Annotated in this window: 13 protein-coding genes; 10 read left to right on the top strand and 3 right to left on the bottom strand. The window is 60.1% G+C overall.

Annotated elements, in window-relative coordinates; all coding sequences use genetic code 11:
* Positions 1 to 3: 3 nt before the first annotated feature.
* Positions 4 to 738, bottom strand: a complete 735-nt coding sequence (locus tag HPDFL43_RS05485) for a helix-turn-helix transcriptional regulator (RefSeq protein ID WP_169743229.1) — start codon at positions 736 to 738, stop codon at positions 4 to 6.
* Positions 739 to 1,115: 377 nt separating this feature from the next.
* On the opposite strand from HPDFL43_RS05485, the gene HPDFL43_RS05480 reads away from it, so the two are divergent.
* A complete protein-coding gene (locus HPDFL43_RS05480) occupies positions 1,116 to 2,744 on the top strand; it encodes a long-chain-fatty-acid--CoA ligase (protein ID WP_007196279.1) in 1,629 nt (542 codons plus the stop codon).
* 81 nt (positions 2,745 to 2,825) lie between these two features.
* Here HPDFL43_RS05480 and HPDFL43_RS05475 read toward each other — a convergent pair whose 3' ends face one another.
* Together HPDFL43_RS05475 and HPDFL43_RS05470 are read right to left on the bottom strand one after the other, a co-directional pair.
* Entirely contained in the window at positions 2,826 to 3,911 is a 1,086-nt protein-coding gene (locus tag HPDFL43_RS05475) for an ABC transporter ATP-binding protein (protein ID WP_007196278.1), read from the bottom strand.
* A 71-nt stretch (positions 3,912 to 3,982) separates the two neighbouring features.
* Positions 3,983 to 4,801, bottom strand: coding sequence for an IclR family transcriptional regulator (locus tag HPDFL43_RS05470; RefSeq protein WP_040449708.1), 819 nt, complete (start codon positions 4,799 to 4,801; stop codon positions 3,983 to 3,985).
* Between the two features lie 199 nt (positions 4,802 to 5,000).
* Here HPDFL43_RS05470 and HPDFL43_RS05465 point away from each other — a divergent pair, with 199 nt between their 5' ends.
* The 9 genes from HPDFL43_RS05465 to HPDFL43_RS05425 all read left to right on the top strand — a co-directional run bounded on the left by HPDFL43_RS05465 (position 5,001) and on the right by HPDFL43_RS05425 (position 15,534).
* A complete protein-coding gene (locus tag HPDFL43_RS05465) occupies positions 5,001 to 6,236 on the top strand; it encodes an ABC transporter substrate-binding protein (RefSeq protein ID WP_007196276.1) in 1,236 nt (411 codons plus the stop codon).
* A gap of 109 nt (positions 6,237 to 6,345) precedes the next feature.
* On the top strand, positions 6,346 to 7,302 hold the full coding sequence (locus HPDFL43_RS05460) for a carbohydrate ABC transporter permease (RefSeq protein ID WP_156970204.1): 957 nt from the start codon (positions 6,346 to 6,348) through the stop codon (positions 7,300 to 7,302).
* A gap of 3 nt (positions 7,303 to 7,305) precedes the next feature.
* Positions 7,306 to 8,160: a carbohydrate ABC transporter permease gene (locus HPDFL43_RS05455; RefSeq protein ID WP_007196274.1), complete on the top strand. Its 855-nt coding sequence runs from the start codon at positions 7,306 to 7,308 to the stop codon at positions 8,158 to 8,160.
* 6 nt (positions 8,161 to 8,166) lie between these two features.
* Positions 8,167 to 10,314, top strand: coding sequence for an alpha-galactosidase (locus tag HPDFL43_RS05450; RefSeq protein ID WP_007196273.1), 2,148 nt, complete (start codon positions 8,167 to 8,169; stop codon positions 10,312 to 10,314).
* Complete coding sequence (locus HPDFL43_RS05445) at positions 10,311 to 11,087, top strand: SDR family NAD(P)-dependent oxidoreductase (RefSeq protein WP_007196272.1); 777 nt, start codon at positions 10,311 to 10,313, stop codon at positions 11,085 to 11,087. Before HPDFL43_RS05450 ends, HPDFL43_RS05445 begins: the two co-directional genes overlap by 4 nt.
* Entirely contained in the window at positions 11,084 to 12,016 is a 933-nt protein-coding gene (locus HPDFL43_RS05440; RefSeq protein WP_280949344.1) for a 2-dehydro-3-deoxygalactonokinase, read from the top strand. Before HPDFL43_RS05445 ends, HPDFL43_RS05440 begins: the two co-directional genes overlap by 4 nt.
* Positions 12,013 to 12,651, top strand: a complete 639-nt coding sequence (locus HPDFL43_RS05435; protein WP_040449085.1) for a 2-dehydro-3-deoxy-6-phosphogalactonate aldolase — start codon at positions 12,013 to 12,015, stop codon at positions 12,649 to 12,651. The genes HPDFL43_RS05440 and HPDFL43_RS05435 overlap by 4 nt, the downstream gene beginning before the upstream one ends.
* A complete protein-coding gene (locus HPDFL43_RS05430) occupies positions 12,648 to 13,538 on the top strand; it encodes an SMP-30/gluconolactonase/LRE family protein (RefSeq protein WP_007196269.1) in 891 nt (296 codons plus the stop codon). The genes HPDFL43_RS05435 and HPDFL43_RS05430 overlap by 4 nt, the downstream gene beginning before the upstream one ends.
* A 22-nt stretch (positions 13,539 to 13,560) precedes the next feature.
* Entirely contained in the window at positions 13,561 to 15,534 is a 1,974-nt protein-coding gene (locus HPDFL43_RS05425; RefSeq protein WP_007196268.1) for a beta-galactosidase, read from the top strand.
* Positions 15,535 to 15,593: the final 59 nt, after the last annotated feature.

Raw genomic sequence — 15,593 nt, 5'->3', positions numbered from 1 at the left:
CGGTTACTCGATGAAGCCCTGGCGGATTGCGAGTGCGACCGCCTGGGTTCGATTGACGGCATCGAGCTTGCGCGCGGCATTGTTGAGATAGTGATTGACCGTGTGTTCCGAGAGACTGAGGATCCTGGCAATCTCGACTGAGGTCTTTCCGCTTGAGGTCCAGACCAGACATTCACGCTCGCGTTCGGTCAACGGCGAATCGGCCTTGCTGGGTTGCGCCGAGACCCGCCTGAGCTTCTGATGCGCGAGGCTGGAGATCATCGCAAGGTTGGCAGCTTCACTGAAGCTCATCTGGTTCCGCTTGCCCAGAAAGCACACCGCAGCCGGACCGTGGTCCCGATGATAGACCGGCGTGATAAAGCAACAGTCAATATTGAATTCAGCGCTGAAATCATCAAGCGCTGCTTGTTGCTCCGTTGTGAAAGCCGTTATCGTCTCGTCGAGACGGCATTGCAGCGGAGTGCCCCTTCCACCCAAAGCCCGCATCAACGGGCTTCTTTCCATCAAACCGGTTTCATCATAACGGCGGACAAGATCTGAAGGCGCCGAGGTTATGATGATGCTATCAGCGAGACTGCGCGTCGCCCCGTCGCATCCGCTGGCGATAAAGAAATATGTGTATTGGTGAAACTGGGTGACTTCCCGAAGCAGGCGCAAAAGGTCGAACTGGGTCGTGCAGTTGTTCAGCCGCTGGCGCATCGGCTCAAAACGATCTTGATTGTAATCGCATTCGGTCATCATAATTCTCACTGCAACAGGCAAGATGGAACCACTCCATCCATACCGAAGCCGCCGTCCCCAATTAGCCGTCCCTAATTAAAAGTGGACTGTAAAAGTCCAGATAACTCTATATGCCGGATGAACACCTTATCCGCTACCCCCTAAAAATATTAGTGGCGCTTTGCTGAACCAATCCCTACAGCACCAGGCTCTCCGACAGGATGTCGCCTCCATCTCTGATCGCGAAAGCAAGCTATACCAGAGCTAGAAAAATGCAAATCGGATGACAAGGCATAATAGCAAGAAACCGAAAGCGATCGCGGATTTGGTTATAGGATTCCGTGCATTGGAACGATAAGCTGCCATGGGAGATTGCGAAATTCGGAGGATTACCCATGCTCGGGTTGATGCAGGACTGGCCACTTCTGTGCCATAAGGTGATTGATCACGCAGCCACATATCACGGCCAACGTGAAGTGGTTTCCCGCTCGGTTGAAGGGCCCATTCACAGGACAAACTACGCTGAAGTGAGGCTCCGAGCGCTGAAGCTTTCGCAGCGCCTTGCGCGCGACGGAATCGGTATAGGCGACCGTGTCGCGACCATGGCCTGGAACACTTGGCGGCACCTGGAAAGCTGGTATGGAATTCTGGGGGTGGGTGCGGTTTATCACACGCTCAATCCGCGGCTGTTTCATGACCAGATTGCATGGATCATGAACGATGCCGAAGACAGGATGCTGTTTGTCGACCTGACTTTCGTCAAGCTTGTCGAACTCATCGCGCCTAAAGTGCCAAGTCTCGAACGGATCGTGATCCTGACCGATGACGCACACATGCCGGAAACCTCGCTGGTCAATGCGGTTTCCTATGAGAGTTATATTGCCGAGGCGGATGGCGATTTTGCCTGGGCGGAGTTTGACGAGCGAACGGCCGCGGGCATGTGCTACACCTCCGGCACCACAGGTGACCCCAAGGGCGTGGTGTATTCGCATCGCTCCAATGTTCTGCATGCCATGACAGCGCTGCAGCCCGACATGCTCAGCCTGGCGTCCCGCGACAGGCTGATGCCCGTGGTACCGCTGTTTCATGCCAATGGCTGGTCGACAGCGTTTTCCGGGCCAATGTCCGGCTGTGCGATGGTTATGCCCGGTGCCGGCATGGATGGCGAATCGATCTATCAGATGCTGACACAGGAGAAAGTGACGATCACTGCTGCGGTGCCGACAGTGTGGCTGATGTTGCTTCAGCGAATGGAAAAGGAAGGTGGCGCGCTTCCAGATTTGAGCCGAGTCGTGATCGGCGGGTCTGCCTGCCCGCGCGCCATCACCAAGGCGTTCCAGGACGATTACGGAGTTGATGTCGTCCACGCTTGGGGCATGACCGAGATGAGCCCGCTTGGCACCCTTTGCTCGATCAAGCCCGAATACGCCCATCTCGAAGGTGACGAGAAACTGGACCTTCAGACCAAGCAGGGCCATCCGCCATTTACCGTCGAGATGAAGATCACCGATGACGAGAACGTTTCCCTGCCCTGGGACGGCAGCACCTTCGGCAGGCTCAAGGTGCGCGGCCCGGCCGTGTCTTCGTCCTACTACAAGGGACGCGGTGCCGAGCAGTTCGATACAGAAGGCTGGTTCGACACCGGTGATGTCGCTCATGTCGATCAGTTCGGCTATATGCAGATCACAGACCGCGCCAAGGACGTGATCAAGTCCGGCGGCGAGTGGATCTCCTCGATCGAGATTGAAAACCTGGCGGTCGGCCATCCCGATGTGGCCGAAGCGGCGGTGATCGGCGTGACCCATCCAAAGTGGGACGAACGGCCACTGCTGGTGATCGTGGTCAAGGAAGACCGGTCGCCAAGCAAGGAAGACCTGATCGGCTTTCTTGATGGCAAGATCGCCAAATGGTGGATGCCTGACGACGTGATTTTCGTCGATGATATCCCGCACACGGCCACCGGCAAGATCCAGAAGACGGCCTTGCGCGATCAGCTCAAGGATTACAGTTTTCCGGGCGCTTGACGAGAATCAAGCGACCGCACTGAAAAACCCGGGATCAGGGCTAGCTGATCCCGGGCTTGTCCGTCAGCCGAATTGCAAAGTTCAGCGCAACCGCAGACCTGTTGACGCGTCGAACAGGAAGGCGCGGGCGGGGTCGAAACCAGTTGCGAGCATCTCGCCCTCCTTTGCGGTCCGGTTGTCACGCAACTCGATGGTCAGGGGCTGCTCGGTCTCCGCCCTGGAATAGGCGAATGACGAGCCGCCAAGATGCTCGATCACATCAATCGGAGTCTGGACCTTGACCGACGCGCCGGGATCAAAGTGCTCGGGCCGGATGCCCAACGAGAGTCCGGCCCCCTTCGCCGGATGCTGGCCCTTGATGGTCATCGGCACCTTGACGTCACCGAGATCGGTCAGGCGCACCGTCAGGGTTTCCCCTTCCGAACTCTCGACGACGGCCGGCAGGAAGTTCATCCGCGGCGAGCCGATGAAACCGGCAACAAAGGCATTGTCGGGATCGTCATAGAGCTTGAGCGGAGAGCCCACCTGCTCGACCTTGCCGGCGCGCAGCACCACGATCTTGTCGGCCAGCGTCATCGCTTCGACCTGGTCGTGGGTCACATAGATCATCGTTGCGCCGAGATCCTTGTGCAGCTTGGCAATCTCGAGGCGCATCTGCACCCGCAATTCGGCATCGAGATTGGACAACGGCTCATCGAACAGGAATATCTCGGGCTGGCGGACAATTGCCCGGCCGATGGCAACGCGCTGACGCTGGCCGCCGGAGAGTTGCTTGGGTTTGCGCGTGAGCAGCGGCTCGAGATGCAGAATCTCGGCGGCTCGGCCAACCCGCGTCTTGATCTCGGCTTCGGGGTGCCCGGTCATCTTGAGACCAAAACCCATGTTTTCCTCAACAGTCATGTGCGGATATAGCGCGTAGGACTGAAAGACCATCGCAACGCCGCGGTCGGCAGGCTCGGCGTTGGTGACATCCTTGCCACCGATCGCGAGGTTGCCGCTGGTGGCTTCCTCAAGGCCCGCAACAAGCCGCAGCAAAGTGGATTTGCCGCAGCCCGACGGGCCGACAAACACGGTAAATTCGCCCTCGTCCACGGTCAGATCGACGCCATGAATGACGTCAACGCTGCCAAAGGACTTGCGCACTTTGCTCAATTGAAGGCCTGCCATTTGTCTCCCTTTCGATGTTCCGGGAAATATCCGGATATTTGTTTCGCGCCTTTGAAACGCCGGTTTGTGTTTTAGGGGCGTGGGCCCAATCGCGGCCCCATATCGTCCATGATCGCGCCGGCAGTTTCGCGCACCAGCACGGCCCAGGATTGAAGAGCCTCCGTCGACACCCGGTAGGCCGGGCCGGTGACCGATACACCCGCCACGAAAGACCGGTCCGGTGTGTAGATTGGCGCTGCGACGCAGCGAATGCCGAGCTCATGCTCCTCGCGGTCATAGGCATTCCCACTCTCGCGAATGTCCCCGATTTCCGCCCGCAGGGCCTCAGGGGTCACCAGCGTGTGCTCGGTAAACCGGCGGAAGCTGATCTTGCTGATCACCTCCGACAAGGCCTCTTCACCAAGCGCCGACATCGCCGCCTTGCCGACGCCGGTGCAAAACACCGGGGAGGAATTGCCGATCTGGGAATACATCCGCACCGCCTGCCGGCTCTCGACCTTGTCGAGATAGATCACCTCGGTGCCGCGGAGTACGCCCAGATGCACAGTCTCGCCGGTGCGATTGTGCAGGGCCCGCAAATGCGGCTCAGCTATGGAGCGGAACTGGTTTCCGGCCCAGGCCTTGGCGGCGAACTTGAGCAGCCGGAGGCCCAGGGAATAGGAGTGATCGCGGTTGAGGCTGAGCAGCCCCTCTTCCACAAGATTGCTCAATTGCCGGTGAAGCGTTCCGCGCGGCTGATCGGACACAGCGAGAATATCGGTAAAGCGCATCGGCTCTTCGGACGATGCAACGATGTCGAGAACCGAGACCGCCTTGCCAAGCGTTCCGGTGTCCGCATGGTTGCGTGTCTTGGCCGGCTGACGGCCATTCCGGTCTTCTGCCTCAGGCACTGCTTCCTGATCGCTTTCGCGCACGCTATCCACGTTTCCTCCCCCCCGCAGCACGGCTCCAGCCGTTGATTGCCGCTTGACATTTACCGCAGCATAGTTTGATTATTCTAAATAGTCAAACACTGTTCCAAATAATGGAACTTGTCAGACTGTCCGCTTTTGCGGACATATTGAGGTCCAATGGGAGGTAGACACACCAATGACATCGCTATTCAAGACCACACTTATCGGCGCAGCCGCCATGGCCATGACGGTCAGCGGCTCTTTCGCCAGCGACCTGATCATCACCTTTGATGATCTCAATCCGGGGCCGAAAGCCGCCTTTGAAGCTGCCGTTGAAAAGTTCAAGGGTGAAAACCCCGATATCAACGTCACCGTCAACATCAATGACCGCGAAGCGCACAAGACTGCGATCCGGAACTTCCTTACGGCAGACGCGCCGGACGTGACCACCTGGTACGCCGGCAACCGCATGCGGCCCTTCGTGGATGCCGGCCTGTTTGCCGATGTTTCGGATGTCTGGGAGGCCAACGGCTTTTCCGAGACCCTGGCATCGACCAAACCCTCGATGACTGTCGACGGCAAGCAGTATGGCGTGCCTTACACCTACTACCAGTGGGGCGTTTACTACCGCAAAGACATCTTTGACAAACTCGGCCTGTCCGAGCCGAAGACCTGGGACGAGTTCCTGGCAGCGATGCGCACCATCAATGACAGCGGCGTCAAGCCTCTGACCATCGGAACCAAGTTCCTGTGGCCGGCAGCCGGCGTGTTCGATTATCTGAACCTGCGCCAGAACGGCTATGACTTCCACAATCAGTTGACCGCCGGTGAAGTGAAGTACACCGACCCCCGCGTCCGCGAAACCTTCGCGCGCTGGAAAGAGATGCTGGATGCGGGCGGTTGGGTCGACAACCACGCAACCATGGACTGGCAGGAAGGCATGAGCCTTTTCATCAAGGGTGAAGCTGCCATGTATGTGATGGGCAACTTCGCTGTGGGCTCCATGCGCGACGGCGGTCTGACCGACGACCAGATCGACTTCTTCCAGTTCCCGGTGATCAACCCGGATATTGCGAACGCCGAAGAAGCTCCGACCGACACCTGGCACATGCCGACCAACGCCAAGAACAAGGAAAACGCCAAGAAGTGGCTGGCCTTTGTTGCGCGTGAAGACGTCCAGACCGAATGGAACAAGTCGATGGGTCAGCTGCCGATCAACTCCAAGTCTTCGGTCGGCGACGACAAGTTCCTCCAGGAAGGCTTTGCGACGCTGAACGCGGCTGCCGGTATCGCGCAGTTCTATGACCGCGACGCGCCGGCTGAAATGGCCAAGGCAGGCATGGAAGGCTTCCAGGAGTTCATGGTCAAGCCGGACCGTCTCGACGCCATTCTCGAGCGCCTCGATAAGGTGCAGGAACGCGTCTACAAGTAATCCATCCTGACACAACGCCGGGCAGCCATATGCCCGGCGTTTTTTAATTCCGCCGCCCGCACGCGAGTGGTTTAGACTGAAGCAGCCGATACGCTTGGGAGGGGACAGCATGAGTGAAGCTCCAGCACAACCGGGACCAGCAATGGCCATGCGGACAGTTCAGCACAGCTGGTTTCACCGCAACCGGATCAAGCTCGCTCCCTGGCTCTTCCTGGCTCCGGCACTGATCTTTTTCGCCATCTATGTTGTCATCCCGATTTTCCAGTCGATCTGGATCTCGTTTTACGAGTGGGACGGCCTGTACAATGCAGATGGCAGCACAAGAGCGACCTGGGTCGGGGTGCAGCATTACATCGACCTGATGGATGACGACCGCTTCATGACGTCGCTCAAGAACAATGTACTCTGGCTGGTCCTGTTCATGCTGGCGGTCCCGATCGGGCTTGGCATCGCGCTGTTTCTCAACCAGACCGTCACCGGAATACGGCTCTACAAATCCCTTTTCTTCTTCCCTTTCGTGATCTCGCAGGTCGTGGTCGGGCTTATCTTTTCGTGGTTCTACAACCCCAATTTCGGCGTTGTCGGCTTCGTCTGGGAATTCTTTGGCGCCACGCCGCCCGCCATCCTCGCGGATGAGGATCTGGTGACCTACGGCATCATTGCCGCCGGCCTTTGGCCGCAAATCGCCTATTGCATGATCCTGTATCTGACCGGGCTCAACAACGTCTCGCCGGACCAGATCGAGGCCGGGCGGCTTGATGGCGCCAAGGGCTGGAAGATGCTCTGGCACGTGATTCTGCCGCAGCTCTGGCCTGCAACATTTCTGGCCATCGTGGTTACCGTGATCGGCGCGCTGCGCTCGTTCGACATGATCGCGATCATGACCCAGGGCGGGCCCTACGGCTCGTCCAACGTTCTGTCCTATTACATGTATGAGACGGCACTTTCCGAATACGGCTACCGCTATGGCTATGGCTCGGCGATCGCTGTGGTTCTGTTTGCCATCATGCTGATCTTCATCAGCTTCTTCCTGTGGAAGATGTGGCGCGACGAGAAGGGGAATTAAAAGATGTTTCCTGCACCGATTGAACGCTCTTCCGCCGCGGCCCAGACGGCCTACAAGATCGCCCTGCCGATCGCGTTGTTTGTCTGGCTGCTTCCGCTGCTTGCGATCTTCATGACCTCGATCCGCCCAGCCGCCGACATCAATGCGGGCAATGTGTTCGGCTGGCCGTCGGATTTCCTGCTCATCCAGAACTACACGGCTGTGTTCACGCAGTCGCGTGCGGGCACCTATCTGCTCAACTCTATGCTGGTGACTGTTCCAACCATGGTGATTTCGGTGGCGCTTGCCTGTCTGGCCGGATACGCGCTGGCGATCTACCGGGATTTCAAATGGGCCTTGCCGCTGTTCTTCCTGTTCGTGGCCGGCAATTTTGTGCCGTTCCAGATCCTTATGGTGCCGGTGCGCGATCTGGCCGTGCGGACCGACACCTATGACACCATCATCGGGCTGGTGCTATTTCACGCGGCCTTCCAGACCGGCTTCTGCACGCTGTTCATGCGCAATTTCATCAAGGCCCTGCCCTATGAACTGGTGGAAAGCGCACGGATTGAGGGCGTGGGCGAATTCAAGATCTTCTGGCATCTGGTGCTGCCACTGGTCAGGCCCGCGATTGCAGCGCTCTCCGTGCTGGTCTTCACCTTCATCTGGAACGACTTCTTCTGGGCGACCGTGCTGATCCAGGGCGATGACCGGCTGCCGATCACCGCAGGCGTGCGGGCGCTCAACGGACAGTTCGTCAGCCAATGGCAATTGGTATCGGCGGCCTCGCTGCTTGCCGCGCTGCCGCCGGTACTGATGTTCTTCCTGATGCAGCGCCACTTCATCGCCGGCCTGACACTTGGCGCAACGAAGGGCTGATGCTGCGTGAAGAAAGGACAGACCTCAATTGCGCTGAGCTGCTGGCGGCTGGACGAGGGTGACCGAACGGCCGTGTTCGCCAGCTTCGAGGGCAGCACGCCGTGCCTCATTCACTTTGGCGCAACACTGCCAGACCAGGAAGACCTGAGCCTGCTTGCTCGTTTGACCTTGCCCAACACCGCCGGTGGCCAGCTTGACCCGCTGACGCCTCTGAGTCTGATACCATCAGCCATTGAAGGCTGGCAGGGACATCCGGGGCTGAGCCTGCTGAGCGCTGCCGGGCAACCGGCAACGCCTGATCTGGTATTGGCCGATGCGGCGAAGGAAAATGGCATTCTGACGTTCACGCTGAGCGACCGTCTGGACCGCGTGTCGCTCACGCTTGACATCAATCTTGATGACGCGGGACTGCTCAGCCTGTCGGCGCACGCCACCCCTCAAACCGGATCCCAGATCGGATGGTTGTGCGCCGGTGCGTTTCCAATCCCTGACCGGCTTTCCCGCATTCTCGACCATGGCGGGCGCTGGACCGGCGAGTTTCAAAAGCAGGAACGCCTCTTTGCCACCGGGCAACATGTGCGCGAGAGCCGTGAGGGCCGGACTGGCCATGCGCATTTCCCGGGTGCCGCATTCCTCGCAGAAGACTGCGGCGAGACCTCCGGTGAATGCCTCGGCGTCAGCCTCGCCTGGTCGGGCGGACACCGGATGATTGCCGAGGAAATTCCCGACGGGCGACGCCAGGTGCAGTTCGGCGTGGCAGATGACGGTGTCAGCGATCAGCCCATATCAAGCCCAACGGTCCACCTGGCCTGGTCCAAAGATGGTTTGAACGGATTGTCCGAGGCATTCCACGCGCTGGGACGGCGCTTTTCGCACGACAAACTCAAGGACCGCGCGGTCCCGCGTCCGGTCCACTACAATTGCTGGGAAGCGATCTATTTCCGCCATTCGCCGGAAGACCTCAAGCAGATCGCCAGCCGGGCCGCAGATCTTGGCGCCGAACGTTTCGTGCTTGATGACGGCTGGTTCAAGGGCCGCAATGATGACACCACCTCTCTGGGCGACTGGAGCATCGACCGGAACAAGTATCCCGACGGGCTGACGCCGTTGATCGATCATGTGCAGAGCCTCGGCATGCGTTTCGGCATCTGGTTCGAGCCCGAGATGGTCAATCTTGACAGCGATCTGGCGCGCGCTCATCCGGACTGGCTTCAGGGCCCCGAAGGACAACCCGCTGGGCGGCAGCAATATGTGCTTGATCTCACCAATTCGGGCGTGAGCGATTATCTGTTCGACCAGATCTCGGCGATCCTCTCAGAGCATGCGATCGACTACATCAAATGGGATCACAACCGGATTCTCACAGGCGGCACATCCAGTCAGACAGTGGCGCTCTACCGCTTGCTCGAACGGCTTGAGGCAGCCTTCCCCGATGTCGAGATTGAAAGCTGCGCATCTGGTGGCGGGCGCGTTGATTTCGGCATTCTGGGCCACACAACGCGGGTCTGGTTGTCGGATTCCAACGATGCGCTCGAGCGGTTGAGGATGCAGCATGAAGCCTCGCGCTGGATCGCGCCGGAGATCCAGGGTTCCCATGTCGGCCCAAGGACCTGCCACACATCGGGCCGGGTGCTGCCGATGGCGTTCCGCGCCTGGGTGGCGGCGCAGCGGCATATGGGATTCGAGATGGACCCGCGCGAATTGACAGCGGATGAGGCTGCAACGCTCAAACGGGTCACGTCCTGGTTCAAGGCCAATCGCGATTTCCTGTTTTCGGCTCGTCTTCTCCGCCTCGACACCGAGGATCCCGAAGTTCATGCGGAAGTGTTTGCATCCACGGGCGATGACACGAACGAAGGCAACGACCGGTTTGTGCTGTTTCATGGCCAAACCGGTGCACCGAAACAGATCGCGACACGCCCCTACAGGCTTGCGGGATTGCGGTCCGAGGCGTTCTATGACATCCGATTGATCAATCCGGAAGATCTTCCGCGAACCTTGAACCAGAATGTCTCGAGTCCGTTCAGCAAGGGTGAGAGCGTGCGGCTATCAGGCGCGGCGCTGATGGCCGGGGCTTTGCGCCTTCCCAATGCCTTTCCTGCCACCATGCTGGTGGTGGAAGGCCAATCCGTGCGCCCAGGAGTTCAATCATGACCACCGCATCCGATCATCCTGTGTATCCGGACCTAGACGGCGCTGCGGTGCTGATCACCGGCGGAGGCACGGGCATCGGGGCGGCGCTGACCGAGGGGTTTGTTCGCCAGGGCGCAAAGGTCGCTTTCATCGACATCGCCGAAAAGCCAAGCCGCGAACTTGCCGCACGCCTGGCCGATATTGGCCGCCATGCGCCATTGTTCATCCATGCCGACCTCACGGATGTCGGCGCAATCAGACGGTCCGTGCCGCAAGCCGAAGCAGCCCATGGAGCGGCGCGCGTTCTGGTCAACAATGCCGCGTTTGACGACCGGCATGAACTGCTCGACATGAGCGAAGACTATTGGGACGCCAATCAGGCGATCAATCTTAGACCAGTCGCCTTCACCGCCAAGGCGGTTGCGCCCGGAATGATCGCTGCGGGTGGCGGAACGATCGTCAATTTCACCTCCACCTCCTACATGCTCAACATAGGCGCCATGCCCGCCTATACCGCGGCCAAGGCTGGCATCGTCGGGCTGACCAAGGGGCTGGCCGGGCGGCTCGGGCCTGATGGCATCAGGGTCAATGCAATCGCGCCTGGGTGGGTGATGACCGAGCGGCAGAAGCGGCTCTGGGTAACCGAAGAGGGGCTGGCGCAGATGCTCGACCGGCAGTGCATCAAGCGCACCATCGAACCCGATGACATGATCGGCCCATGCCTTTTCCTCGCCTCGAGCGCCAGTGCGATGGTCACCGCACAGGTGCTGATCGCCGATGGAGGCATGATGTGAGCACGCTGCCTTTTCTTGTCGCGGTCGATTGGGGAACCTCGAGCTTCCGGCTGTGGTTGATGTCAGCAGACGGCACAGTGCTGGCCGAGCACCGCAGCCACGAAGGCATGAGCGAAGTCGCTGCGAGTGGCTTCGAGACTGTCCTGGAGAGCCACCTCTCCGCCTTGTCGGTGCCCGAACAAATTCCGGTTGTGATCTGTGGCATGGCCGGATCCCGTCAGGGCTGGGTGGAAGCCGGCTACCTCGACACCCCTGCCGATATCGCAACCATTGGCGAAAACGCCACCCTGGTGCCCGGAACCGCACGCGAAATCATCATCGTTCCGGGCCTCGCCGTGCGTTCGCTCAACGAGCCGGATGTCATGCGCGGCGAGGAAACCCAGCTGCTGGGGGCATATTTCGACATGCCTGATGGCGCGCGCTACTGCATGCCCGGCACGCATTCGAAATGGGTGACCATGGAAGGATCGGTGGTCACCGGTTTCGAAACCTTCATGACCGGCGAATTGTTCTCGGCGGTTACCGGAAAAACCATTGTGGCGTATTCGACAGGTGGCGAAGGTCCGGTCGATGCCCGCGATCCGGCTTTTGCAAGCGGGGTGCGTGACGGCTGGACACGGCCCGAACTGACAACGCATCACCTGTTTTCCATCCGTGCCGGGCAATTGCTGCATGACACCAGGCAGGAAGAAAACCGTGCCCGGCTTTCGGGCCTGCTTATCGGCGCGGAGCTCGCAGGCGCGGGTCTGCGTGGTGACGAAGAGATCGGCCTTGTGGCGAGCGGCGCGCTGCAGCGGCTCTATCATGCGGCACTGTCGGAATGCGGGGCGCAGATCCGTGACATCGATGCGGATGTGGCAGTCCAACGCGGCCTGATGGAAGCATGGCGGAGCCATTCTGCAAAAACCGGAGATCGGAAACGCGCATGACACGAATTCCCTTCCCCCCGATGAAACGCGGCCTCGTGGCCATCCTGCGCGGCATCAAGCCCACAGAGACCGAAGCCATTGTGGACGGCCTGATCGAAGCCGGCTTTACCGCCATCGAGATTCCGCTCAACTCACCCGATCCGTTCCGTTCGATCGAGCTGGCCGTCAAGCGCGCCCCCGAGGGCGTGCTGATTGGTGCCGGCACAGTTCTCACAGTGGAAGATGTCGACCGCCTCAATGATGTGGGCGGGCGGCTGATGGTCAGCCCGAATGTCGAGGCGCAGGTGATAGACCGCGCTGGTTCCCATGGCATGGTGACCATGCCCGGCGTGTTTACCCCGACCGAGGCTCTGGCGGCCTGCGCGGCAGGGGCCTCGGCGCTCAAGTTCTTCCCGGCCAGCGTGCTCGGGCCATCAGGCATAAACGCAATTTCGGCAGTGCTGCCGAAGGACGTTCCCGTCGGCGCAGTGGGCGGTGTCTCCAACGCGGATTTCGCAGCCTACGCCAAGGTCGGGATCCGAACCTTCGGGCTGGGCTCAAGCCTCTACAAGGCGGGCATGGCAGCCGGAGAGGTAAACCGCCGCGGCATCGAAGCGATTGCCGCCTTTGATGCACTTGCGGAGGCCGGGCTGTGAACACGGACTCCCCCCCCTTTGCGGGAACCATTCTGAACGCGCCGGCCTGCCTGCTTGGCGAGGGGGCAACCTATGACCCGCATACCGGCACAGCCTGGTGGTTCGACATCCTCGGCAAGAGACTGATGGAATGCACGGTCGCGACCGGCGAGATCAGGTCTCACACGTTGCCGGAAATGAGCAGCGTTCTGGCGCGCGTCGATGCTGACCGGCAGATCATCGCCACCGAAACAGGCCTGCACCTTCGGACAGTCCGGACCGGGGCGCTTGAGCTGATCACACCGATCGAGGCCGACAATCCGGTGACCCGCTCCAACGACGGACGGGTGCACCGGAGTGGTGCACTGTGGATCGGGACCATGGGCAAGCAGGCTGAAGCCGGTGCCGGTGCGATCTATCATGTTGCCCGCGGCAACCTGACCCTGCTCTATCCCGGGATCACCATCCCCAATGCGATCTGCTTTTCACCTGATGGCGCGGCGGCCTATTTCACCGACACGGTCACCGCCAGGTTGATGCGCGTGGCCATCGACCCGGCAACCGCGCTGCCAGTGGGTGAGCCGCAGGTGTTCTTGGACCACAGCGGCGGCAAGGGCGGGCTTGATGGCGCGGTCTGTGATGCGGAAGGCGCGATCTGGAACGCCCGCTGGGGCGCCGGTTCGGTCGATGCCTACTCACCAGACGGCAAACGGATCAAGTCCCTGAGTGTGCCTGCAAGCCAGACGAGTTGCCCGGCCTTTGTCGGTGTCAAAGCTGACCGGCTGCTGGTCACATCAGCGCAACAGGGCATGTCGGCGGAAGCACTTGCCGCAGATCCGGAAGCGGGCAAAACCTTCCTGCTCGACCATCCGGTCAAGGGCCGGTTCGAGCCAGACTACATTCTTTGACAGATTTGATGGAGACGTCGCCATGAACCGCACGCTCGGAGTGTGCTACTATCCGGAGCACTGGCCGGAAGCGCAATGGGTTGAAGACGCCGCACGCATGGCGTCACTCGGAATTGTCCATGTGCGCATCGGCGAGTTTGCCTGGTCGCGGCTTGAGCCTCGTCGCGGCGTCTATGAATTCGACTGGCTCGGCCGTGCCATAGATGTCCTGCACCAAGCAGGATTGAAGGTGGTTCTGGGCACACCGACGGCAACCCCGCCGAAATGGCTGGTGGATGAAATGCCGGACATGCTGCCGGTGGGAGCAGACGGGCTCACCCGGAAATTCGGATCGCGGCGGCATTATGACTTCGCCCATGACGGCTACCTCGAAGAGTGCAAGCGGATCACGCTTGCGCTGGCCAAGGCCTTTGGGGCGCATCCCGGTATTGCCGCCTGGCAGACCGACAATGAATATGATTGCCACAACACCACACTGTCCTATTCACCAGCGGCAAAAGCCGGGTTTCAGGCATGGCTGCAGCGCAAATACCAGTCACCCGAAGCGCTCAACCGGGCCTGGGGCAATGTGTTCTGGTCGATGGAGATTTCGGAGTTTTCGGAAGTCGAGCTGCCGAACCTGACCGTGACCGAACCCAACCCTACGCATGTGATGGATTTCCGTCGCTTCGCCTCGGACATGGTGGTGCGGTTCAACAAGGCGCAGGCCGATATCATCCGCGCGCATTCGCCGGGCCGCGACGTGATCCACAATTTCATGGGCCGGACACTCGTCTTCGATCATTTCGATGTCGGCGCGGATCTCGACATATCAAGCTGGGATTCCTATCCGCTCGGTTTTCTTGAAGACCGTTCCGATCAGAATGATGACTGGAAACGGCAGTTCGCCCATGCAGGCGATCCGGATTTCCAGGCCTTTCACCATGATCTCTACCGCGCCACGTCTAAGGGCCGCTGGTGGGTGATGGAGCAGCAGCCCGGCCCGGTCAACTGGGCGCCTCACAATCCAGCACCGCGCAACGGCATGGTGCGCCTGTGGAGTTGGGAAGCCTTTGCCCATGGTGCGGAAACCGTCAGCTATTTCCGCTGGCGCCAAGCCCCCTTCGCGCAGGAGCAGATGCATGCCGGACTGCTGCGCTCCGATTCGGTCGAGGCACAGGGATTTCATGAGGCCGCCCAGGTTTCATCAGAGCTTGGCGCACTCGACAGAGAGCTGTCCGATTCAGCCGGCAAGGCCGATGTGGCGATTGTTTTTGACTATCCTTCGGCCTGGGCCTGGGAGATCCAGCCGCAGGGCCGCGAATTCGATTACTTCCGGCTGGTGTTCGACTTCTACCGGACCATGCGGCGACTGGGTCTTTCCATCGACATCGTCCCGGCAAGCGCGCCAGATCTCGAGGGCTACGGTCTGGTGACGATTCCGGGCCTTTTCACCTGGACACCCGCGCTGATCGAGGCGGTCCGCGCCTATCAGGGCCACGTGTTGATCGGTCCTCGCAGTGGTTCCAAAACCGCTGACTTCGCCATTCCCGACAGTCTGCCCCCCGCGCTTCCCAAGGATATCCTCGATGTGCGGGTGACCCATGTGGAATCACTGCGTGAGGACACCCCGGTCTATCTGGCCGAGGGCGGATCGTTCCAGTATTGGCGCGAATTCCTGGAGGCCGGACCGGAGACGGAAAACATCCTGACAACCGGGGATGGCGTGCCGGGTCTGGTCGCGCAGGGTAACCGCCGATATCTGGGCGGCTGGCCGGACCAAGGTCTGCTCTATGACATCATCATGCGGCTTGCGAGCCGCGGGGGGCTCGTGACCAAGGAATTGCGGGACGGTTTGCGGCTCAGACGCCACGGCAATCACGTGTTCGCGTTCAATTACGGTGCTACGGCATTCGATCTCTCGGCTTTGGGCTGGACGGGTAAGCCCTTGCTGGGCGACCTCATGATTGAGCCCTCCGGCGTCGCCATCACACCGCTTTCCCGCGCGGGTTCCTGATCCTGCGCTAACCTAACGGACACACTTATGACCGACAAAAAAGGAAAGTGCCCGCTCCC

This window comes from Hoeflea phototrophica DFL-43, assembly GCF_000154705.2.
Lineage (GTDB): Bacteria > Pseudomonadota > Alphaproteobacteria > Rhizobiales > Rhizobiaceae > Hoeflea > Hoeflea phototrophica.
Note: the sequence above shows the minus strand (reverse complement) of the source record. Positions and strands in the feature narration are given on the sequence as shown.